The sequence below is a fragment of the Streptomyces sp. NPDC026377 genome (genome assembly GCF_055567715.1).
The window spans coordinates 216,171-231,982 of sequence record NZ_JBVHPV010000001.1; the positions used below are offsets into that span (position 1 = coordinate 216,171).

General features: G+C 71.9%; 12 protein-coding genes. 6 read left to right on the forward strand and 6 right to left on the reverse strand.

All coding sequences use genetic code 11. From position 1 onward, the window contains the following. Together ACZ4MU_RS00870 and ACZ4MU_RS00875 are read right to left on the reverse strand one after the other, a co-directional pair. A complete protein-coding gene (locus tag ACZ4MU_RS00870; protein ID WP_467869364.1) occupies positions 1-2,295 on the reverse strand; it encodes a molybdopterin oxidoreductase family protein in 2,295 nt (764 codons plus the stop codon). Next, positions 2,292-3,302: an MFS transporter gene (locus ACZ4MU_RS00875; protein WP_467870570.1), complete on the reverse strand. Its 1,011-nt coding sequence runs from the start codon at positions 3,300-3,302 to the stop codon at positions 2,292-2,294. Before ACZ4MU_RS00875 ends, ACZ4MU_RS00870 begins: the two co-directional genes overlap by 4 nt. A gap of 602 nt (positions 3,303-3,904) precedes the next feature. On the opposite strand from ACZ4MU_RS00875, the gene ACZ4MU_RS00880 reads away from it, so the two are divergent. From ACZ4MU_RS00880 to ACZ4MU_RS00895, 4 genes are all read left to right on the forward strand, one after another. After that, on the forward strand, positions 3,905-5,074 hold the full coding sequence (locus ACZ4MU_RS00880) for a low temperature requirement protein A (RefSeq protein WP_467869366.1): 1,170 nt from the start codon (positions 3,905-3,907) through the stop codon (positions 5,072-5,074). After that, positions 5,067-6,104, forward strand: coding sequence for a P1 family peptidase (locus tag ACZ4MU_RS00885; protein WP_467869368.1), 1,038 nt, complete (start codon positions 5,067-5,069; stop codon positions 6,102-6,104). Before ACZ4MU_RS00880 ends, ACZ4MU_RS00885 begins: the two co-directional genes overlap by 8 nt. Positions 6,105-6,230: 126 nt before the next feature. Then, a complete protein-coding gene (locus tag ACZ4MU_RS00890) occupies positions 6,231-7,499 on the forward strand; it encodes a L,D-transpeptidase (RefSeq protein WP_467869370.1) in 1,269 nt (422 codons plus the stop codon). A 167-nt stretch (positions 7,500-7,666) separates the two neighbouring features. Then, the gene (locus ACZ4MU_RS00895) at positions 7,667-8,428 is read left to right on the forward strand and encodes a DUF6227 family protein (RefSeq protein WP_467869372.1); all 762 of its coding nucleotides are present in this window, start codon (positions 7,667-7,669) and stop codon (positions 8,426-8,428) included. Between the two features lie 118 nt (positions 8,429-8,546). On the opposite strand, the gene ACZ4MU_RS00900 is transcribed toward ACZ4MU_RS00895, so the two are convergent. After that, complete coding sequence (locus tag ACZ4MU_RS00900; protein WP_467869374.1) at positions 8,547-10,085, reverse strand: MFS transporter; 1,539 nt, start codon at positions 10,083-10,085, stop codon at positions 8,547-8,549. Between the two features lie 63 nt (positions 10,086-10,148). Between ACZ4MU_RS00900 and ACZ4MU_RS00905 the strand changes: the two genes are divergently transcribed. After that, entirely contained in the window at positions 10,149-11,129 is a 981-nt protein-coding gene (locus ACZ4MU_RS00905; RefSeq protein ID WP_467869376.1) for a helix-turn-helix transcriptional regulator, read from the forward strand. Positions 11,130-11,231: 102 nt separating this feature from the next. On the opposite strand, the gene ACZ4MU_RS00910 is transcribed toward ACZ4MU_RS00905, so the two are convergent. Further along, complete coding sequence (locus ACZ4MU_RS00910) at positions 11,232-12,227, reverse strand: sigma-70 family RNA polymerase sigma factor (protein ID WP_467869378.1); 996 nt, start codon at positions 12,225-12,227, stop codon at positions 11,232-11,234. 516 nt (positions 12,228-12,743) lie between these two features. Between ACZ4MU_RS00910 and ACZ4MU_RS00915 the strand changes: the two genes are divergently transcribed. Continuing rightward, positions 12,744-13,256 (forward strand): MarR family winged helix-turn-helix transcriptional regulator, encoded by a 513-nt coding sequence (locus ACZ4MU_RS00915; protein ID WP_467869380.1) that lies wholly within the window; start codon positions 12,744-12,746, stop codon positions 13,254-13,256. A gap of 71 nt (positions 13,257-13,327) precedes the next feature. On the opposite strand, the gene ACZ4MU_RS00920 is transcribed toward ACZ4MU_RS00915, so the two are convergent. Together ACZ4MU_RS00920 and ACZ4MU_RS00925 are read right to left on the reverse strand one after the other, a co-directional pair. Continuing rightward, on the reverse strand, positions 13,328-14,869 hold the full coding sequence (locus tag ACZ4MU_RS00920; RefSeq protein ID WP_467869382.1) for an MFS transporter: 1,542 nt from the start codon (positions 14,867-14,869) through the stop codon (positions 13,328-13,330). Between the two features lie 135 nt (positions 14,870-15,004). Next, positions 15,005-15,661 carry a TetR/AcrR family transcriptional regulator gene (locus tag ACZ4MU_RS00925; protein ID WP_467869384.1) on the reverse strand — a complete coding sequence of 219 codons (657 nt, stop codon included), beginning with the start codon at positions 15,659-15,661 and terminating at the stop codon, positions 15,005-15,007. Between the last annotated feature and the right edge of the window lie 151 nt (positions 15,662-15,812).

The window sequence follows — 15,812 nt, forward strand, 5'->3', positions numbered from 1 at the left end:
TCAGCTCCTCTCGGCGGTGCCGCGCCCCTGCGGGGACGTGGGCGGCCGGGGGTCGGTCCGGGAGGCCTGGGCCGCCGGACGGGCCACCTGGCCGGGGGCGGTCGGCGGCGCGGGGACCTCGGCGATCCGGTCGCCGGGCTCGATGCGGCAGGCGCAGACCTTGTACTCGGGAATCTTGGAACGGGGGTCGAGAGCGTCGATGGTGAGCACATTGGCGGCCGTGGGAGCCGGCCAGTGGTACGGGATGAAGACGGTGTCCGGGCGGATCGCCTCGGTGACCAGGGCGGGGAAGACCTCGCTGCCGCGCCGGGTGACCACGCGCACCGGGTCGCCGTTGCGGAAGCCGTGGGAGGGGTGCACCTCCACCCAGGGGCGCGGGGTCTGTTCGACGAGCGCGCCGAGCCGTCGGGTCTGATTGCCGGAGAGGAAGTGCGCCACGGTCCGGCCGGTGGTGAGGGAGAGGGGGTGCTCGTCGTCGTACGGGTCCATCGGCGGATGCCATTCGACGACCTGCATATGGATCTTGCCGTCGGGGTGTGAGGTCCGCCCGTCCTCGAACAGGCGCGGGGTGCCGGGGTGGTCGGTGGAGGGGCAGGGCCAGACGATCCCGCCGGTCTCCTCCAGGCGCTCGTAGGTGATGCCGTAGTAGTCGTTGACCGTCCCGGCGGAGGCGACGCGGAGCTCGTCGAAGACCTCGCGCGAACCGGCGAAGGCGAACTTGTCGCCCGCGCCCAGGCGTTGGGCCAGCTGGCAGATCACCCAGGTGTCGGTGCGGACTCCGGCGGGTGGCTCCTGGGCCTTGTTGTGCTTGACCACCCGGGCCTCGGCGTTGGCCATCACGCCCTCGTCCTCGGCCCAGGTGGTGACGGGGAAGACCACATGCGCCTCGGCCGCGGTCTCGGAGAGGAAGAAGTCGAATTGGGCGTGGAACTCGAGGGCGTCGTAGCCCTCCCTGACCGTCCTGTAGTTCGGGAGCGAGACGAAGGGGTTGTTGCAGATGCCGATCAGGCCGCGGATCTCCTGGCGGCGCATCTGATGGACCATCTCCATCATGGAGGTTCCGGCGGGCGGGAGTTCGGACTCCTCGATGCCCCAGATCTCACAGATCTGCCGCCGGTGCTCGGCGTTCATGATGGAGCGCCCGCCCGGCAGCAGGTCGGCCTTCTGGCCGTGCTCGCGGCCGCCCTGGCCGTTGCCCTGGCCGGTGATGGTGCCGTAGCCCGCGCCGGGCCTGCCGAGGTTGCCGGTGGCCACGCAGAGGTTGATCACGGAGAGGCAGTTCTCGACGCCCTGCGAGTGGTGCTCGATGCCCCGGGCGTGCCAGGCCATGGCCCTGGGGGCGCGGGCGAAGACACGGGCCACCTCGACGATCTGGGCGGCCGGGACCCCGCAGATCTCCGCGGCCCGCTCGGGCGGATACTCGGCCGCCTTGGCCCGGACCTCCTCCCAGCCCGTCGCGTGGGCGGCGAGGTAGGTCTCGTCGACGAGCCCCTCCTCGACCACGACGTGCAGGAGCGAGGTGAAGAACGCCGAGTCGGTGCCGGGCTTGAGGGCCACGTGGATGTCGGCGGTGCGGGCGACCGCCGTCTCGCGGGGGTCGATCACGATCAGCGTGGCGCCCCGGTCGCGTGCGCCCCACACGTACTGCGTCATGACGGGGAAGCACTCGCCCACGTTGGAACCGGCGATGAGCAGGCAGTCGGTGAGGAGGATGTCGGAGAAGGGGTTGGCGGCCCGGTCGATGCCGAAGGCGAGCTTGTTGGCGCCGGCCGCGGAGACCATGCACAGCCGCCCGTTGTAGTCGACGTGCCGTGTCTTCAGCGCGACGCGGGCGAACTTGCCGACGAGATACGTCTTCTCGGAGAAGAGGCTGGCCCCGCCCAGCAGACCGAGGGCATCGTTGCCGTGGGCGGCCTGGATACGGCGGATCTCCGCGACCGTGAAGTCCAGGGCCTCCTCCCACGACGCCTCGCGGAACGGCTCGTCGCGGGAGCGGCGCAGCAGCGGCGCGGTGAGCCGGTCGGGGTGGTTGATCTGCTGGTACGCGTTGATGCCCTTCGGGCACAGGCGCATCCGGTTGATGTCGTGGTTGCGGGGCTCGACGCCGAAGACCTTGCCGCCGCGGTCGACGCGGAGATACATCCCGCACTGCACCCCGCAGAAGCAGCAGTGGGTGGGCACGAGGGTCTCGCCGTCCTTGTCGGCGCGCCACCGGTCGGCCGGGATCCCGCCCGCGTCCCGGAAGGTGCGGGTGCCGGGCGGGGCGAGGGAGGGGTCCAGCGGGAGCCGGTTCACTTGTAGCCCTTCTTGACGTGCGCGAGATAGGCGGAGCCGCGCAGCACCCGCTTGCAGCGCGGGCAGTACTCGGCCCAGGCGTCGAAGCCGAGCTCCAGGTCGCGCATGGTCCCGCGCAGGTTCTCGACATAGGGGGCGGTGTCGACGGGCTCGCCGCAGCGGCGGCACGGGAAGACCCGCTCGTCCTGGCGGGCGGTGTACTTGAAGAGCTGCATCCCCACGGCGGCGGGCCGCTGGACGATGTGGAAGAACTTCCCGAACGGGATGTAGATGAGGGTGAACACCACCGACACCATGTGCAGCACGGCCAGGAACTCGTAGCCGCCGCCGCGCAGGAAGAGCGACGAGAAGGTGAGGAGGAGGCCGGTCACGGAGATGACGATCAGCAGGAGCAGCGGGACCAGGTCGTAGGCGAAGCGCTGGCCGGTGATCGCGCCGCGGTCCTTCATCCGGCGCCACAGGAAGTACGAGGCACCGGGGATGACCAGGAGGGCGGCGATGTCCAGACCGTGGAACATCAGCCGGCCGAGGAGGTCGAGGGAGTCGAAGCCGAGGATCTTCAGGCCCCAGATCCTCATCTCGTAGCCGGGTCCGGCGCCGGTGGAGGAGGTGAAGGTGAACCAGCCCCAGGTGAGGGGGAAGGTGATCGCGGCGGCCAGCAGACAGCCCCAGAAGATCAGCTGGTGGGCGGCCCAGCGGGCGTGCGAGCGAGCGCCGAGGAACTTCTGGAGGCCGAGGTAGGTGGCGGCCATCCTGGGCAGCGCGGTGGGCGCCCGGCGGAAGTTGGCGATGGAGAACAGGCTGCGCCACCCCTGGGTGAGAAGGCGGCGGGCGGCCGGGGAGGAGACCCACACGGTGTAGCGGTAGGCGACGCCGAAGGCGAGGAAGACGGTGGCGCAGGCGTAGGGAAGGAGGGCGGAGTCGAAGTCCTTCAGGCGGCGGCTGCCGAAGACGATGGCGAGGATCAGCAGGAGGGAGAGGGCGGTACCGGCGGCGGTCGCACGCAGCGCGACGGCCGGCTTGCCGGTGGGAGGCTTCGCCGCGGGAGGCTTCGCTACGGGAGGCTTCGCTGCGGGTCGGTTCGCTGCGCGGCGCTTCGCTGCGGGTCGGTTCGCTGCGGGAGGCTCGGTCACCCGGCCACCGTAGGCGCGCCTGACCCTTATCACCCGATTTGACGGGCGGCGGGGTGAACCCTTCAGTCAGATGGCAGTCAGGGCCGGACGGGGCCACCGCACTCCTGGTCCGGCCGGGACCGGACGCGCGAGTCTGCGCCCAGCCCGAAACGGGCCCAGCCGGGCCCCGGCGGGGGCAGGCCGCTGCCCCCTTCCGGCCGGGAACGGACCCTGCCGGTCCGCTCTGCCCGCAGGGGACGGGCTCGGCGCCAGGCCCCTCGGGCGGGCCGGGCCGCTGCCCCCACTCCCGCCCGGGACGGACCGCGCCCGTCTGCCCGCAGCCCGGACGGCCCGGCGTCGAGCGCTCGGCGCCGGGCCCCGGGCAACCCGCGCCGGAGCCCCGGCGACCGCCGCCGCGGCCCCCGGGCAACCCGCCCGGGCGCCCCCGTTGCCCCCCTCGCCACCTCCGCGTCTGATCTCCTTGGGGCATGCCCCGCATGACCGCACGCAGCCGCCACGAGGAACACCGCGCGGCCACTCCCCTGGAACTCTTCTTCGACCTCTGTTTCGTCGTCGCCGTCGCGCAGGCCGGCGCGCGGCTCGTCCACTCGCTCGCCGAGGGCCATCTCGGCGCCGGGCTGGCCGGCTACACCGCCGTCTTCTTCGCCATCTGGTGGGCCTGGATGAACTTCACCTGGTTCGCCTCGGCGTACGACAGCGACGACGCGCTCTACCGGGTCGTCACGCTCGTCCAGATCACCGGCGTCCTCGTCCTGGCCGCCGGGGTGCCGCGCGCCTTCGACCACCGCGACTTCACCGTCTGCGTCATCGGCTACATCGTGATGCGGCTCGCCCTGACCAGCCAGTGGCTGCGGGCGGCGCACAACGCGGCGGACGCGGGCGAGCGGCGGATGGCGCTGCGGTACGCCGCGGGGCTCGTCGTGTGCCAGCTCGGCTGGGTCGGGCTGCTCTTCGTGCCGGCCGGCACCGCCCGCTCCTGGTTGTTCGTGGTGCTGGCCCTCGCCGAGATCGCCGTCCCCATGATCGCCGAGCGGGACGCGCAGAGCACCTGGCATCCGCACCACATCGCCGAGCGGTACGGCCTGTTCACCCTGATCGTGCTGGGCGAGACGGTCGCCGCCGCCACCGTCGCCGTACAGGAGGCGCTCGACGAGCACGAGGCGCTGGGCGAGCTGCTGCCGCTCGCGGGCGGTGGGCTGCTGATCGTCTTCGCGGCCTGGTGGATCTACTTCGCCGTACCGATCGCGGGCCATCTCACCTCCAACCGCCAGGCGTTCACCTGGGGGTACGGGCACTTCGTCATCCTCGGCTCGGCCGCCGCCATCGGGGCCGGGATGGAGGTGGCGGTCGAGCAGGCCGTCGGCAAGGCGCACATCTCCACGGCGGCGGCCTCGGCGGCCGTCACCGTGCCCGCCGCCCTGTTCATGCTCACCGTCTGGGCGCTGCACTCGCGCCACTTCAAGCGCACCCTCGCCCAGCAGCTGGTCCTGCCCGTCTCGGCGGTGGCGACCCTGGCCTGCACGTTCGCCGGGCACGGCGCCGTCCTGGCCGCCGGTCTGGTGGCCGCCGCCACCGTGGCGGCGGGTGTGGCGCTGACCGGTCGCGACGGGGAGGGAGAGGGCCATAGGGTCGACGGTCATGGCTGACACCGCGAAGCCCGCCAGGGCCGACTCCCTCACGGATGTGCCCGGCTTCCTCGTCGGGCACGCCCGTGTCCCCGGCGAGCGCGCCCTGAGCGGGACCACCGTCGTCCTCGCCCCGGCCCCCGGCGCGGTCGCGGGCGTCGATGTGCGCGGCGGCGGGCCCGGCACCCGGGAGACCGACGCCCTCGACCCGCGCAACGTCGTCGAGCGGATCGACGCCGTGGTGCTGACGGGCGGCAGCGCGTACGGACTGGACGCCGCGGGCGGTGTGATGGCCTGGCTGGAGGAGCGGGGGCGCGGGGTCCGGGTGGGGCCCGAGCCGCACCAGGTCGTGCCGGTCGTCCCGGCCGCCTGCGTCTTCGACCTCGGGCGCGGCGGCGACTGGCGCGCCCGTCCGGACGCGGCCACCGGCCGGGCCGCCTGCGAGGCGGCGGGCACCGAGGTCGCCCAGGGCGGCGTCGGCGCCGGGACCGGGGCCGTAGCGGGCGGCCTCAGGGGCGGGGTCGGCACCGCGAGCCTCACCCTGCCCTGCGGCGCCACCGTCGGGGCGCTGGCCGTCGTCAACTGCGTGGGCTCGGTGTTCGACCCCGCGACGGGGGCGCTGTACGGGGTGCCGGGGCGCGTGGCGTACCCCGAACCGGCCGTCCACGAGGCGGCCTTGGAGCGGCTCGGCCGGGCCCGTGCCACCTCCGGGCTGCCGCCCCTGAACACCACGCTCGCGGTGGTCGCCACCGACGCGCCGCTCACCCGGCCGCAGGCGCAGAAGCTGGCGGGCACCTCGCACGACGGGCTGGCGCGGGCGATCCGCCCGGTGCATCTGATGCACGACGGGGACACCGTCTTCGCCCTCGCCACCGGCACCGCCGCCGCCACCGCCACCGGCGCGTCGCTGTCGCCCGCCGATCTCAACGCGGTGCTGGCGGCGGGCGCGGACGTGGTGGCCCGCGCGATCACCAAGGCCGTGCTCGCCGCCGAGGGGGTGGACGGCGCCGGCGGGACGTTCCCCTCGTACCGGGACCTGTACGGGAGTTGAGCCGGCCCGTGGCGCGCCCACCACACCCCCCTGTGGCGTGAGTCACAGAGCGTCCCCGCAACCGTAACGGCCGTGTGAGTGCTCTGTGCACGTACTGAGTGACGTACGCACAGATGGAGCCACCACGTGATCTCGCCCGACACCGCCGCGCGGCCGCAGCCCCGCACCTCGCAGCAACCGCGCGCCCGGCGCCGGGCGTTCACCGCCGCGTCGGCCCTGCTGCTCGGCGCCCTGACCCTGACCGCCTGCGGCGGCAACGCGTCCGGCTCCGACAAGGGCGACGGCAAGGGCAGGGGCGGCGACTCGGCCCCCGCCCAGGACGTCTCCACGCTGAAGATCACGATCTCGGCGAAGGACGGCTCCACCAACGCGAGCGTCAACAGCACCGCCGTCACCGCCCAGGGCGGCAGGCTCACCCGGGTCACCATGGTCGAGGCGCAGACCGGCAAGGCCGTGGCCGGGGCGCTCGCCGCCGACGGGCTGTCCTGGAAGCCCACCGCGAAGGTGGAGCGCGGCACGCCGTACAAGATCATGGCGACCGGCAGGGACGACAAGGGGCGGCCCGCGACCGAGAACTCCGCCTTCACCACGGTCTCCTCGAAGAACAGCTTCATCGGCACCTACACCCCGGACAACGGCGCGACCGTGGGCGTCGGCATGCCGGTCTCGTTCACCTTCGACAAGGCGATCACCGACAAGAAGGCCGTCCAGTCCCACATCACGGTCAGCTCCAGCAGCGGCCAGCAGGTGGTCGGCCACTGGTTCGGCGGCCAGCGCCTGGACTTCCGGCCGCAGGAGTACTGGAAGGCCGGGTCCAAGGTGACGATGAAGATCGACCTGGACGGGGTCCAGGGCGGCCGGGACATCTCCGGCGTGCAGTCCAAGACCGTCACCTTCACCATCGGCCGCAACCAGGTCTCCACGGTCGACGCCAAGACGCAGCAGATGACCGTGCGGCAGGACGGCAGGACCGTCAAGACCCTGCCCGTCTCGACCGGCAGCGCCGAACACAGCACGTACAACGGGCAGATGGTGATCTCCGAGAAGTTCACCGAGACCCGGATGAACGGCGCCACGGTCAACTTCGGCGGCGAGTACGACATCAAGGACGTACCGCACGCGATGCGCCTGTCCACCTCGGGGACCTTCCTGCACGGCAACTACTGGTACAAGGGCGACCCGTTCGGCAACTCGGGAACCAGCCACGGGTGCGTGGGGCTGAAGGACGTCCGGGGCGCCCGGGGCGACACCCCCGCCAAGTGGTTCTTCGACCACTCGCTGATCGGTGACGTGGTGACCGTGAAGGGCTCGCCCGACAAGACGATCGCCCCCGACAACGGCCTGAACGGCTGGAACATGGCGTGGGCCGAATGGCAGGCGGGCAGCGCCGTCTGACGACCCGCCCAGCACGGCCCGGGGCCCCGCCCCCGGGCCGACTCCCCCGCCGCACCCGGCCGTTCCAAGCCGATGAGAATGTTTCGGCCATGCCCGCTGCGCGAAGCGCGCGCAAGGGCTACGTTGAGCACCCTCTACGTGACGAACAGCTACGGCGGGGAGACGCCTTGGTGCCCAACGAGTGCGAGTACGAGACGGCCGAGGACCACCTCGCCGGCCTGCTCGGCCGCGCGCTGAACTCGTTCGACCTTCCGGACGAGCTGGTGGAGAGCCTCGACTCGGCCCTCGCGCACACCACTTCGCTGCATTCGTCGCTGCACGCCTCGGGCGGCCCAGGCCGCCCCCGGCTCAGCCGCGAGACCTACCGCCACACCTATCTCCTCCTCGACGGCACCACGGTCACCCTCTGGGAGGTCGTGCACGGCCGGGGCAACGAGGTGTACGCGGACGAGGAGAGCGCCGTGCTCGCCGCGGCCCGGCTGTGCCGGCGGATCCGGCCGGACCTGGCGCCGGGGGCCGCGGACGACGGTCTGGACCCGGGCCTCACCGGCATCGAGGTCCTGAGCGGGCTGGCGCCGGTGGAGCGCGCCGGGGCGCACCGAACATACGAGGCGGACGGCTCGGCCGACCACGCGCGGCGGCTGCTGCGCCGCGCCGAGAACCCGGACCGGCCCGGTGAGAGCGTGGCCCGCTTACTGCGCGGCGCCGTCGCCCACCGCATCACCCGGGCCCTCGGCGGCCACGGCGGTGCGGCCGGGCGCGGCGGCGCCATCCTGTACGAGCACGCGTTCCTGCTCCGTGACGGCGGCGAGCTGAGCCTGTGGGAGGTCGAGCACACGGCGACCCCGGACGGCCGCCACATGTGCGAGGTGTACGCGGCACAGGACTCGGCGCGGGCGGCGGTGGAGCGGCGGGCGCGGGTCTCCTGAGGGGCCGGCGCAGGACGCGGGTCTTCTGCGGGGCCCTGGGAAACGACGGCGCCGGGCCGGGTGGAGGTCTCTCCACCCGGCCCGGCGCCGTCGTCCGCCTACCGGTTCGCCCACCGCGTCACGGCGTCAGCGCCGGTTCCTTGGCGACGCCGTCGGACGGCGTCGCGTCCGCGCCGCCCTCCAGGTGCTGCTTGGGCCGGGCCGGCAGCAGGAACATCCCGACGAAGATCAGCGCGCAGACGCCCGACACGACCCACAGCGAGCGCTGGAAGGCGTCCGAGAAGGCCGGGCCGATCTCGGCGAACGGGAGGTCGTCGTCGATCGCGCCGAAGAAGACCACGGAGACCAGGCCGAGGCCCAGCGCGTTGCCCATCTGCTGCACGGTGTTGATCAGGCCGGAGGCGGAGCCCGCGTGCTCCTGCGGGACCTCGGAGAGGACCGCGTCGGTGAGCGGGGCGACGATCAGGCCCATGCCGATGCCGAGGACCACCAGCGGCAGCGCCATCTGCCAGGACTCGATGTCCATGCCGAAGTGGCGCGCCTCCCAGATGTAGATGAGCAGGCCGAGGGCGGTCACCAGGGCGCCCGCCTGGAGCACCTTGCGGCCGAACCGGGGCACCAGCGACTGGACGGACATGCCCGCCGCGGCCGACATGGCGATGGAGAACGGGATACCGGTCAGACCGGCCCGCAGCGCGCTCCAGCCCAGCCCCAACTGCATGTACAGCGTCCAGACCAGGAAGAAGATGCCCATCGCGATGCCGAACGTCATCTGCACCGCGATGCCCGCCGCGAAGCTCTTCACCCGGAACAGCGAGAGCTCCACCAGCGGCGAGCCGTCCCTGCGCGCCTTGACCCGCTCGTACGCCACGAGCGCGCCGAAGACGACGAGGCTGCCGGCCATCGCCAGGTGTCCCCACAGCGGCCAGCCCAGCTCGCGGCCGCGGGTCAGCGGGTAGAGCAGCATCAGCAGGCCGAGGGTGACCAGCGCGACGCCCACCAGGTCGAGCTTGAGGGCCTTGGGTGCCTTGGACTCGGTGATGAACTTGGCGCCCAGGACCAGACCGGCGACGCCGACGGGCAGGTTGATCAGGAAGATCGGCCGCCACTCGAGGCCGAACAGGTTCCACTCGGTCAGCAGCGCGCCCAGGATCGGGCCGGAGACCGCGCCCAGGCCGATGACCGCGCCGAACATGCCGAAGACCTTGCCGCGCTCCTCGGCCGGGAAGGTCGCGTGAATGATCGACAGGACCTGCGGCACCATCAGCGAGGCCATGGCCCCCTGAAGGATGCGGGAGGCGACCAGCATCTCGGGGTTGGCCGCGAGGCCGCAGAGCGCCGAGGCGATGGTGAAGCCGGTCATGCCGATGAGGAAGAGCTTCTTGCGGCCGTGGATGTCACCGAGGCGGCCGCCGGTTATCAGACCGGCGGCGAACGCCAGGGCGTATCCCGCGGTGATCCACTGGATCGAGGCGAAGGTGGCCCCGGTGTCCTTCTGGATCGAGGGAATCGCTACGTTGACGATCGTGACGTCGACCAGGTCCATGAAGGCCGCGGTCATCACGATGGCCAGGGCGAACCACCGTCGGCGGTCGTTCGCGGCGGCCGCTGTGCCGGGGGCCGCGGCTTCTGGAGGGGTGGGCGTGGTGGAGGTCATGGGAGAGAAGTTAGACCGTATGTAGGTCAGAGTGCGTCCTAATTTTCCCGCATCCTGGATCTCATGACGGACACCCCGGCTCGGCTGCTCCAGCTCCTCTCCCTGCTCCAGACGCCCCGCGAGTGGCCCGGCGGCGAGCTCGCGGACCGCCTCGGCGTCTCCCGGCGCACGGTCCGCCGCGATGTGGACCGGCTGCGCGAGCTGGGGTATCCGGTCCAGGCGACCCTGGGCGCCGATGGCGGGTACCGGCTGGTGGCCGGGAAGGCGATGCCGCCGCTGGTCCTCGACGACGAGGAGGCGGTGGCCATCGCGGTGGGACTGCGCGCGGGCGCGGGCCACGCGGTCGACGGGGTGGAGGAGGCGTCGGTGCGGGCGCTGGCCAAGCTGGAGCAGGTGCTGCCGTCCCGGCTGCGGCACCGGGTCGCCACCCTCCAGGCCGCCACGATGCCGCTGACCGGGCCGTGGCGCGGCGACGGGGCGAGTGTCGATCCGCACACCCTGACCGTGATGGCCTCGGCCGTCACCGGCACGGAGCGGCTGCGCTTCGACTACCGCAAGGGCGACGGCAGCGAGTCGCGCCGCCAGGTCGAGCCGTACCGCCTGGTGTCGACGGGACGGCGCTGGTACCTGGTGGCGTACGACATCGAGCGCGAGGACTGGCGTACGTTCCGGGTCGACCGGGTGGCCTCGCCCTTCGCGACGGGGTCGCGGTTCGCGCCCCGGGAGCTGCCCGCGCAGGACGCGGCGGAGTTCGTGAGCCGGTCGCTGTCGCGGATGCAGCCGGAGCTGGACCTGGACGTGACGTTCGAGGCGCCCGCCGACTTCGTGACGGCGCGGCTCGCCGCCTCGATGGGGGCGCCGGTGCCGCTCGGCCGGGCGCGGTGCCGGCTGCGGGCGCGGGTGACGGAGTCGCTGGAGTGGGTGGCGATCCGGCTGGCGCTGGTGGACTGCGAGTTCGCGGTGGCCTCACCGGGGGCGCTGACGGACTACCTGGCGGATCTGGGGGCCCGGCTGACCCGGGCGGCGGGGCCGCAGCCCGAGTAGTCCCCGGGCACCCGGGGGCCGGTCCCGGGCAGGGGGGAGCCCCCGGCACCAGGGGGGGAGGGCGCCGGGGGCTCGTCTTGGGGGGCGGGCCGGGGCGGATCGTTACGCCGCCGCGTCGAAGCCCGTGTCCCGTGCCATCTTCTTCAGTTCCAGCAGGGCGTGCTTCTCGATCTGGCGGATGCGCTCGCGGGTCAGGCCGTGCTCCTTGCCGACCTCCGTCAGCGTGCGCTCGCGGCCGTCGTCGATCCCGTACCGCATCTTGATGATCGAGGCGGTGCGCTGGTCGAGCTTGCCGATCAGGTCGTCGAGCTCCTCGCTGCGCAGCAGCGTGAGCACCGACTGCTCGGGCGAGATCGCCGAGGTGTCCTCCAGGAGGTCCCCGAACTGGGTCTCGCCCTGGTCGTCGACCGCCATGTTGAGCGAGACCGGGTCGCGCGCCCAGTCCAGGACGTCGGCGACGCGCTCCGGGGTGGAGCCCAGCTCCGCGGCCACCTCGGCGGCCTCCGGGTCCCTGCCGTTCTCCCGGTTGAACTCGCGCTGGACGCGGCGGATGCGGCCCAGCTCCTCCACCAGGTGGACGGGGAGGCGGATGGTGCGGGACTGGTCGGCTATGGAGCGGGTGATGGCCTGGCGGATCCACCACGTCGCGTACGTCGAGAACTTGAAGCCCTTGGCGTAGTCGAACTTCTCGACCGCGCGGACCAGGCCCGCGTTGCCCTCCTGGATCAGGTCGAGCAGCGGAAGACCGGCCCGGGGATAGCGCCGGGCCACGGCCACGACGAGGCGGAGGTTGGAGCGGATGAAGAGGTCCTTGGCCCGCTCACCGGCGGCGACCAGGGCTTCGAGCTCCTCGCGGGAGGCGCCGCCCGCCTTGCTCTCCACCTCTCCGTCGAGGATCTGGCGTGCGTACACCCCTGCCTCGATGGTCTGGGAGAGCTCGACCTCCTTGGCGGCGTCGAGCAGCGGCGTCCGCGCGATCTCGTCGAGGTACATCCCGACCAGGTCGCGGTCGGCGATCTCGCCGCTGACGGCGCGAACACTGCTCCCCGACTCGGATCCGCTGCTTGCGGTCCGGCGGGCGACGGCGCGGGTTGCCATGCGTGCTCCCTTGCTGTGTAGGTCGCGACACCCTTCCGGGTGCCCTGCATCCGATGGAAACAACGGCTGGAATCCGGACAGAATTCCCGTCCGGACCATCGATTTCCGGATCATGCAGTACCCTGTGCCGCCACCGAGTGCCGCACGGGTGCTGCGGGAACGTACAGAGGCGCAGGTCAGACCCGGTGCCGAGGGGTTCGGCCCGCAGCCGCGACCACCGCTGAGGTGAGACCGGCGTCACACCCGAAACAGTTGCCTTCACCTCGGAAGAGCCCTCCCCGTTTCCGTTCTCTCCCACCGTGAAGACGACCCGCGCCGCCTCCTGGTTGCTCAGGATGTCCAGACTGCCCTGGTTCCCTGGTACCCCTCCCGGCCGAACCGCACCGCCCTTTTCGCCCGCCCCACCAGAAACCCCTCACCAACCGCCCGGGGCGTGCCGTTGTGGGCGATTGGCGGCTTACAGGTGATTGGCGTAATTAATGGTGGCTTGTTCAACTTTCAAGGAGTGGTCGTACAGTGGAGCCCATGACCACCACCCCCGCCGAGGAGCCGCGCTGGCTCAGCGACGACGAGCAGCGCACCTGGCGTGCCTACCTCCACGCCACGACGCTCCTGGAAGACCATCTCGACCGTCAGCTCCAGCGGGACGCCGGGATGCCGCACATCTACTACGGGCTGCTCATCCAGCTCTCCGAGGCCCCCCGGCGGCGGCTGCGGATGACCGAGCTGGCCATCGGCGCCAAGATCACCCGTTCCCGGCTCTCGCACGCGATCGCGCGGCTGGAGAAGAACGGCTGGGTGCGGCGCGAGGACTGCCCCTCCGACAAGCGCGGCCAGTTCGCGGCGCTCACCGACGAGGGCTTCGAGGTCCTGGAGCGCACCGCGCCGGGCCATGTGGCGGCCGTGCGCCAGGCCATGTTCGACCGGCTCACCCCCGAACAGGCCGAACAGCTCGGGCAGATCATGCGGGTGATCGCCGAGGGCCTCCAGCCCAAGGACGCAGGCGCGGACCTGCCCTGGCTCCGTTGAGAGCCTGACAGGTCCGCGCCCGGTGCGTGCTCTGCTTCCCGCTTACGCGTCCCCCACGTAGGCGGTCGGCGTCAGTGGGCGATCACCGGCACCCGGATCTCGTCCTCGGCACCCTCGCCGTCACCGGAGCCGGAGAGCGAACCGGTGTCGGGGCGGCCGGTGTTGATGAAGGTGACCGCGATCGCCGAGGCGACCACCAGGATGCCGACCGCCCACCAGATGGCGCTGGTGAAGCCGTGCACCATCGCCTGGAGCTTCAGCAGCTCCAGGCTCTTGGCGCCGGCGGCGTGCGAGGTGGCGTACGCCGTGGTGGCCGAGGCGGCGATGGTGTTCAGCAGGGCCGTGCCGATGGCGCCGCCCACCTGCTGCGAGGTGTTGACCATGGCGGAGGCGACTCCCGCGTCACGCGGCTCGACCCCGATGGTGGCCAGCGACATGGCGGGCATGAAGGCGGTGCCCATGCCGAGGCCGAGCAGGAGCTGCGCCGGCAGGATCAGCCCGGCGTAGGAGGTGTCGATCTGAAGCTGGGTGAGGATCAGCATGCCGATGCCGGCGGTCAGGAAGCCGGGGCCCATCAGCAGGCGCGGCGGCACCCGGGTCATCAGCCGGGCACCGATCTGGGTGGAACCGGTGATCATGCCCGCGATCATCGGCAGGAACGCGAAGCCGGTCTTGACCGGCGAGTAGCCCTTCACGACCTGGAGGTAGTACGTCAGGAAGAGGAAGAGGCCGAACATCGCGATGATCGCGAGGCCGAGGGAGAGGTAGACCCCGCCCCGGTTGCGGTTGGTGATGACGCGCAGCGGCAGCAGCGGGTGCTTGACCCGGGCCTCGGTGGCGACGAAGGCGGCCAGCAGCACGACGGCGGAGACGAACATCGTCACCGTCAGCGTGTCCGACCAGCCGGCCGACTCGGCGCGGGTGAAGCCGTAGACCAGCGCGACCAGGCCGAGGGTGGACAGGACCACGCCCGGGACGTCCAGCGGCGAGCGGTTGCGGGTGCCGGAGGGCTCACGGATGACGAAGTAGGCACCGGCCGCGGCGACGATCGCGAACGGGATGTTGACGAAGAAGGTCCAGCGCCAGTTCAGGTACTCGGTGAGGAAGCCGCCGAGGATCAGGCCGACGGCGCCGCCGCCACCGGCGATCGCGCCGTAGATGCCGAACGCCTTGGCGCGCTCCTTGGCGTCGGTGAACATCACCGCGAGCAGGGAGAGCGCGGCGGGCGCGAGCAGCGCGCCGAACGCGCCCTGGAGCGCGCGGGAGCCGAGCAGCATGGTCTGGTCGGTGGCGGCGCCACCGAGCGCGGAGGCCGCGGCGAAGCCGAGCAGACCGACGACGAAGGTGCGCTTGCGTCCCCAGAGGTCGGCTATGCGGCCGCCGAAGAGCAGCAGACCGCCGAAGGCGAGGGCGTAGGCCGTGATGACCCACTGCTTGTTGCCGTCGGAGATGCCCAGGTCGGTCTGGGCGGAGGGCAGGGCGATGTTCACGATCGTCGCGTCGAGCACGACCATCAGCTGGGCGAGCGCGATGAAGGCGAGGGCCTTCCAGCGACTGGGGTCAGGAGCGAGGTCCTGGGGCTCGTTCTTCCGAGCCTCGACGGTTTTCGACATGGGTGTAGCCACCTTGGGACGCGATGGTGCGATGAGCGGAGTGCTGAGTGATGTGTGCTGCGTGCTGAGTAGGAAGTACTGAAGGTCTGAGGTCTGGGTGTGCTGAGCGGGCTCGCCGCCCGGGCGCGGGGCCGGTTACGGCTGGCTGAGGTCCCGCATGGTCGCCGCCGTCCCCGGCAGCTCGGACCGCGCCGGGGCCATGAGCCCGTCGAGGAAGAGCTGGAGATGGCGTTGGACGAACCGGTCCATGTTCGGGCACGCGGTGCCCGGCAGCGGCCGGGTGAGCTGAGTGAGGGCGACCATCAGATCGCCCACGTCGACGTCGTCGCGCAACTGGCCGCTGCGCCGGGCCCGCGCCATCAGGACACGGACGGCCCCGTCGAGGCGTTCCCGGGCGGCGTTCAGCTCCGGCACGTCCTTGTCGAAGCTCTCGGAGAGCATCGGGCACAGGGCGCCGATGCGCTCGTCGGCCGCGTTCAGGACGAACCGGCGCAGCGCGGCGAAGGCGTCGGGCTCCTCGGCGATCGCGGTCTCCGCGGCCACCGCCCCCCGTTCCATCACCGCGAGCACCACGCTGGTGATCAGCTCGGTGCGGTCGTGGAAGTGCCGGTAGAGCGTGGCGTTGCCGATGCCCGCGCGCTTGGCGATCTCGTCGAGCGGCACCATGGCCCCCTCCTCGACGAACATCTCGCGCGCGGCCGCGATGATCCGCTCCCGGTTGCGCAGGGCGTCGGCCCGCGGCCGCGGGGCGCGACGGGGCTCCGCTGCGGTGCTCGGGGTGGCGGTGGACACGGCTTGCTCCTTCTGCTGCGTACGAAGTCGTCGTCCGAACCGGAACCGGGGAAGCTCTCCCCGTTTCGGCGGGACACAGGTGCAAACGGGGAAAGGCTCCCCGGTTATTTCCGCCCCCGGACTCAGTTTCCTGTGACCTGAGTCACACCTC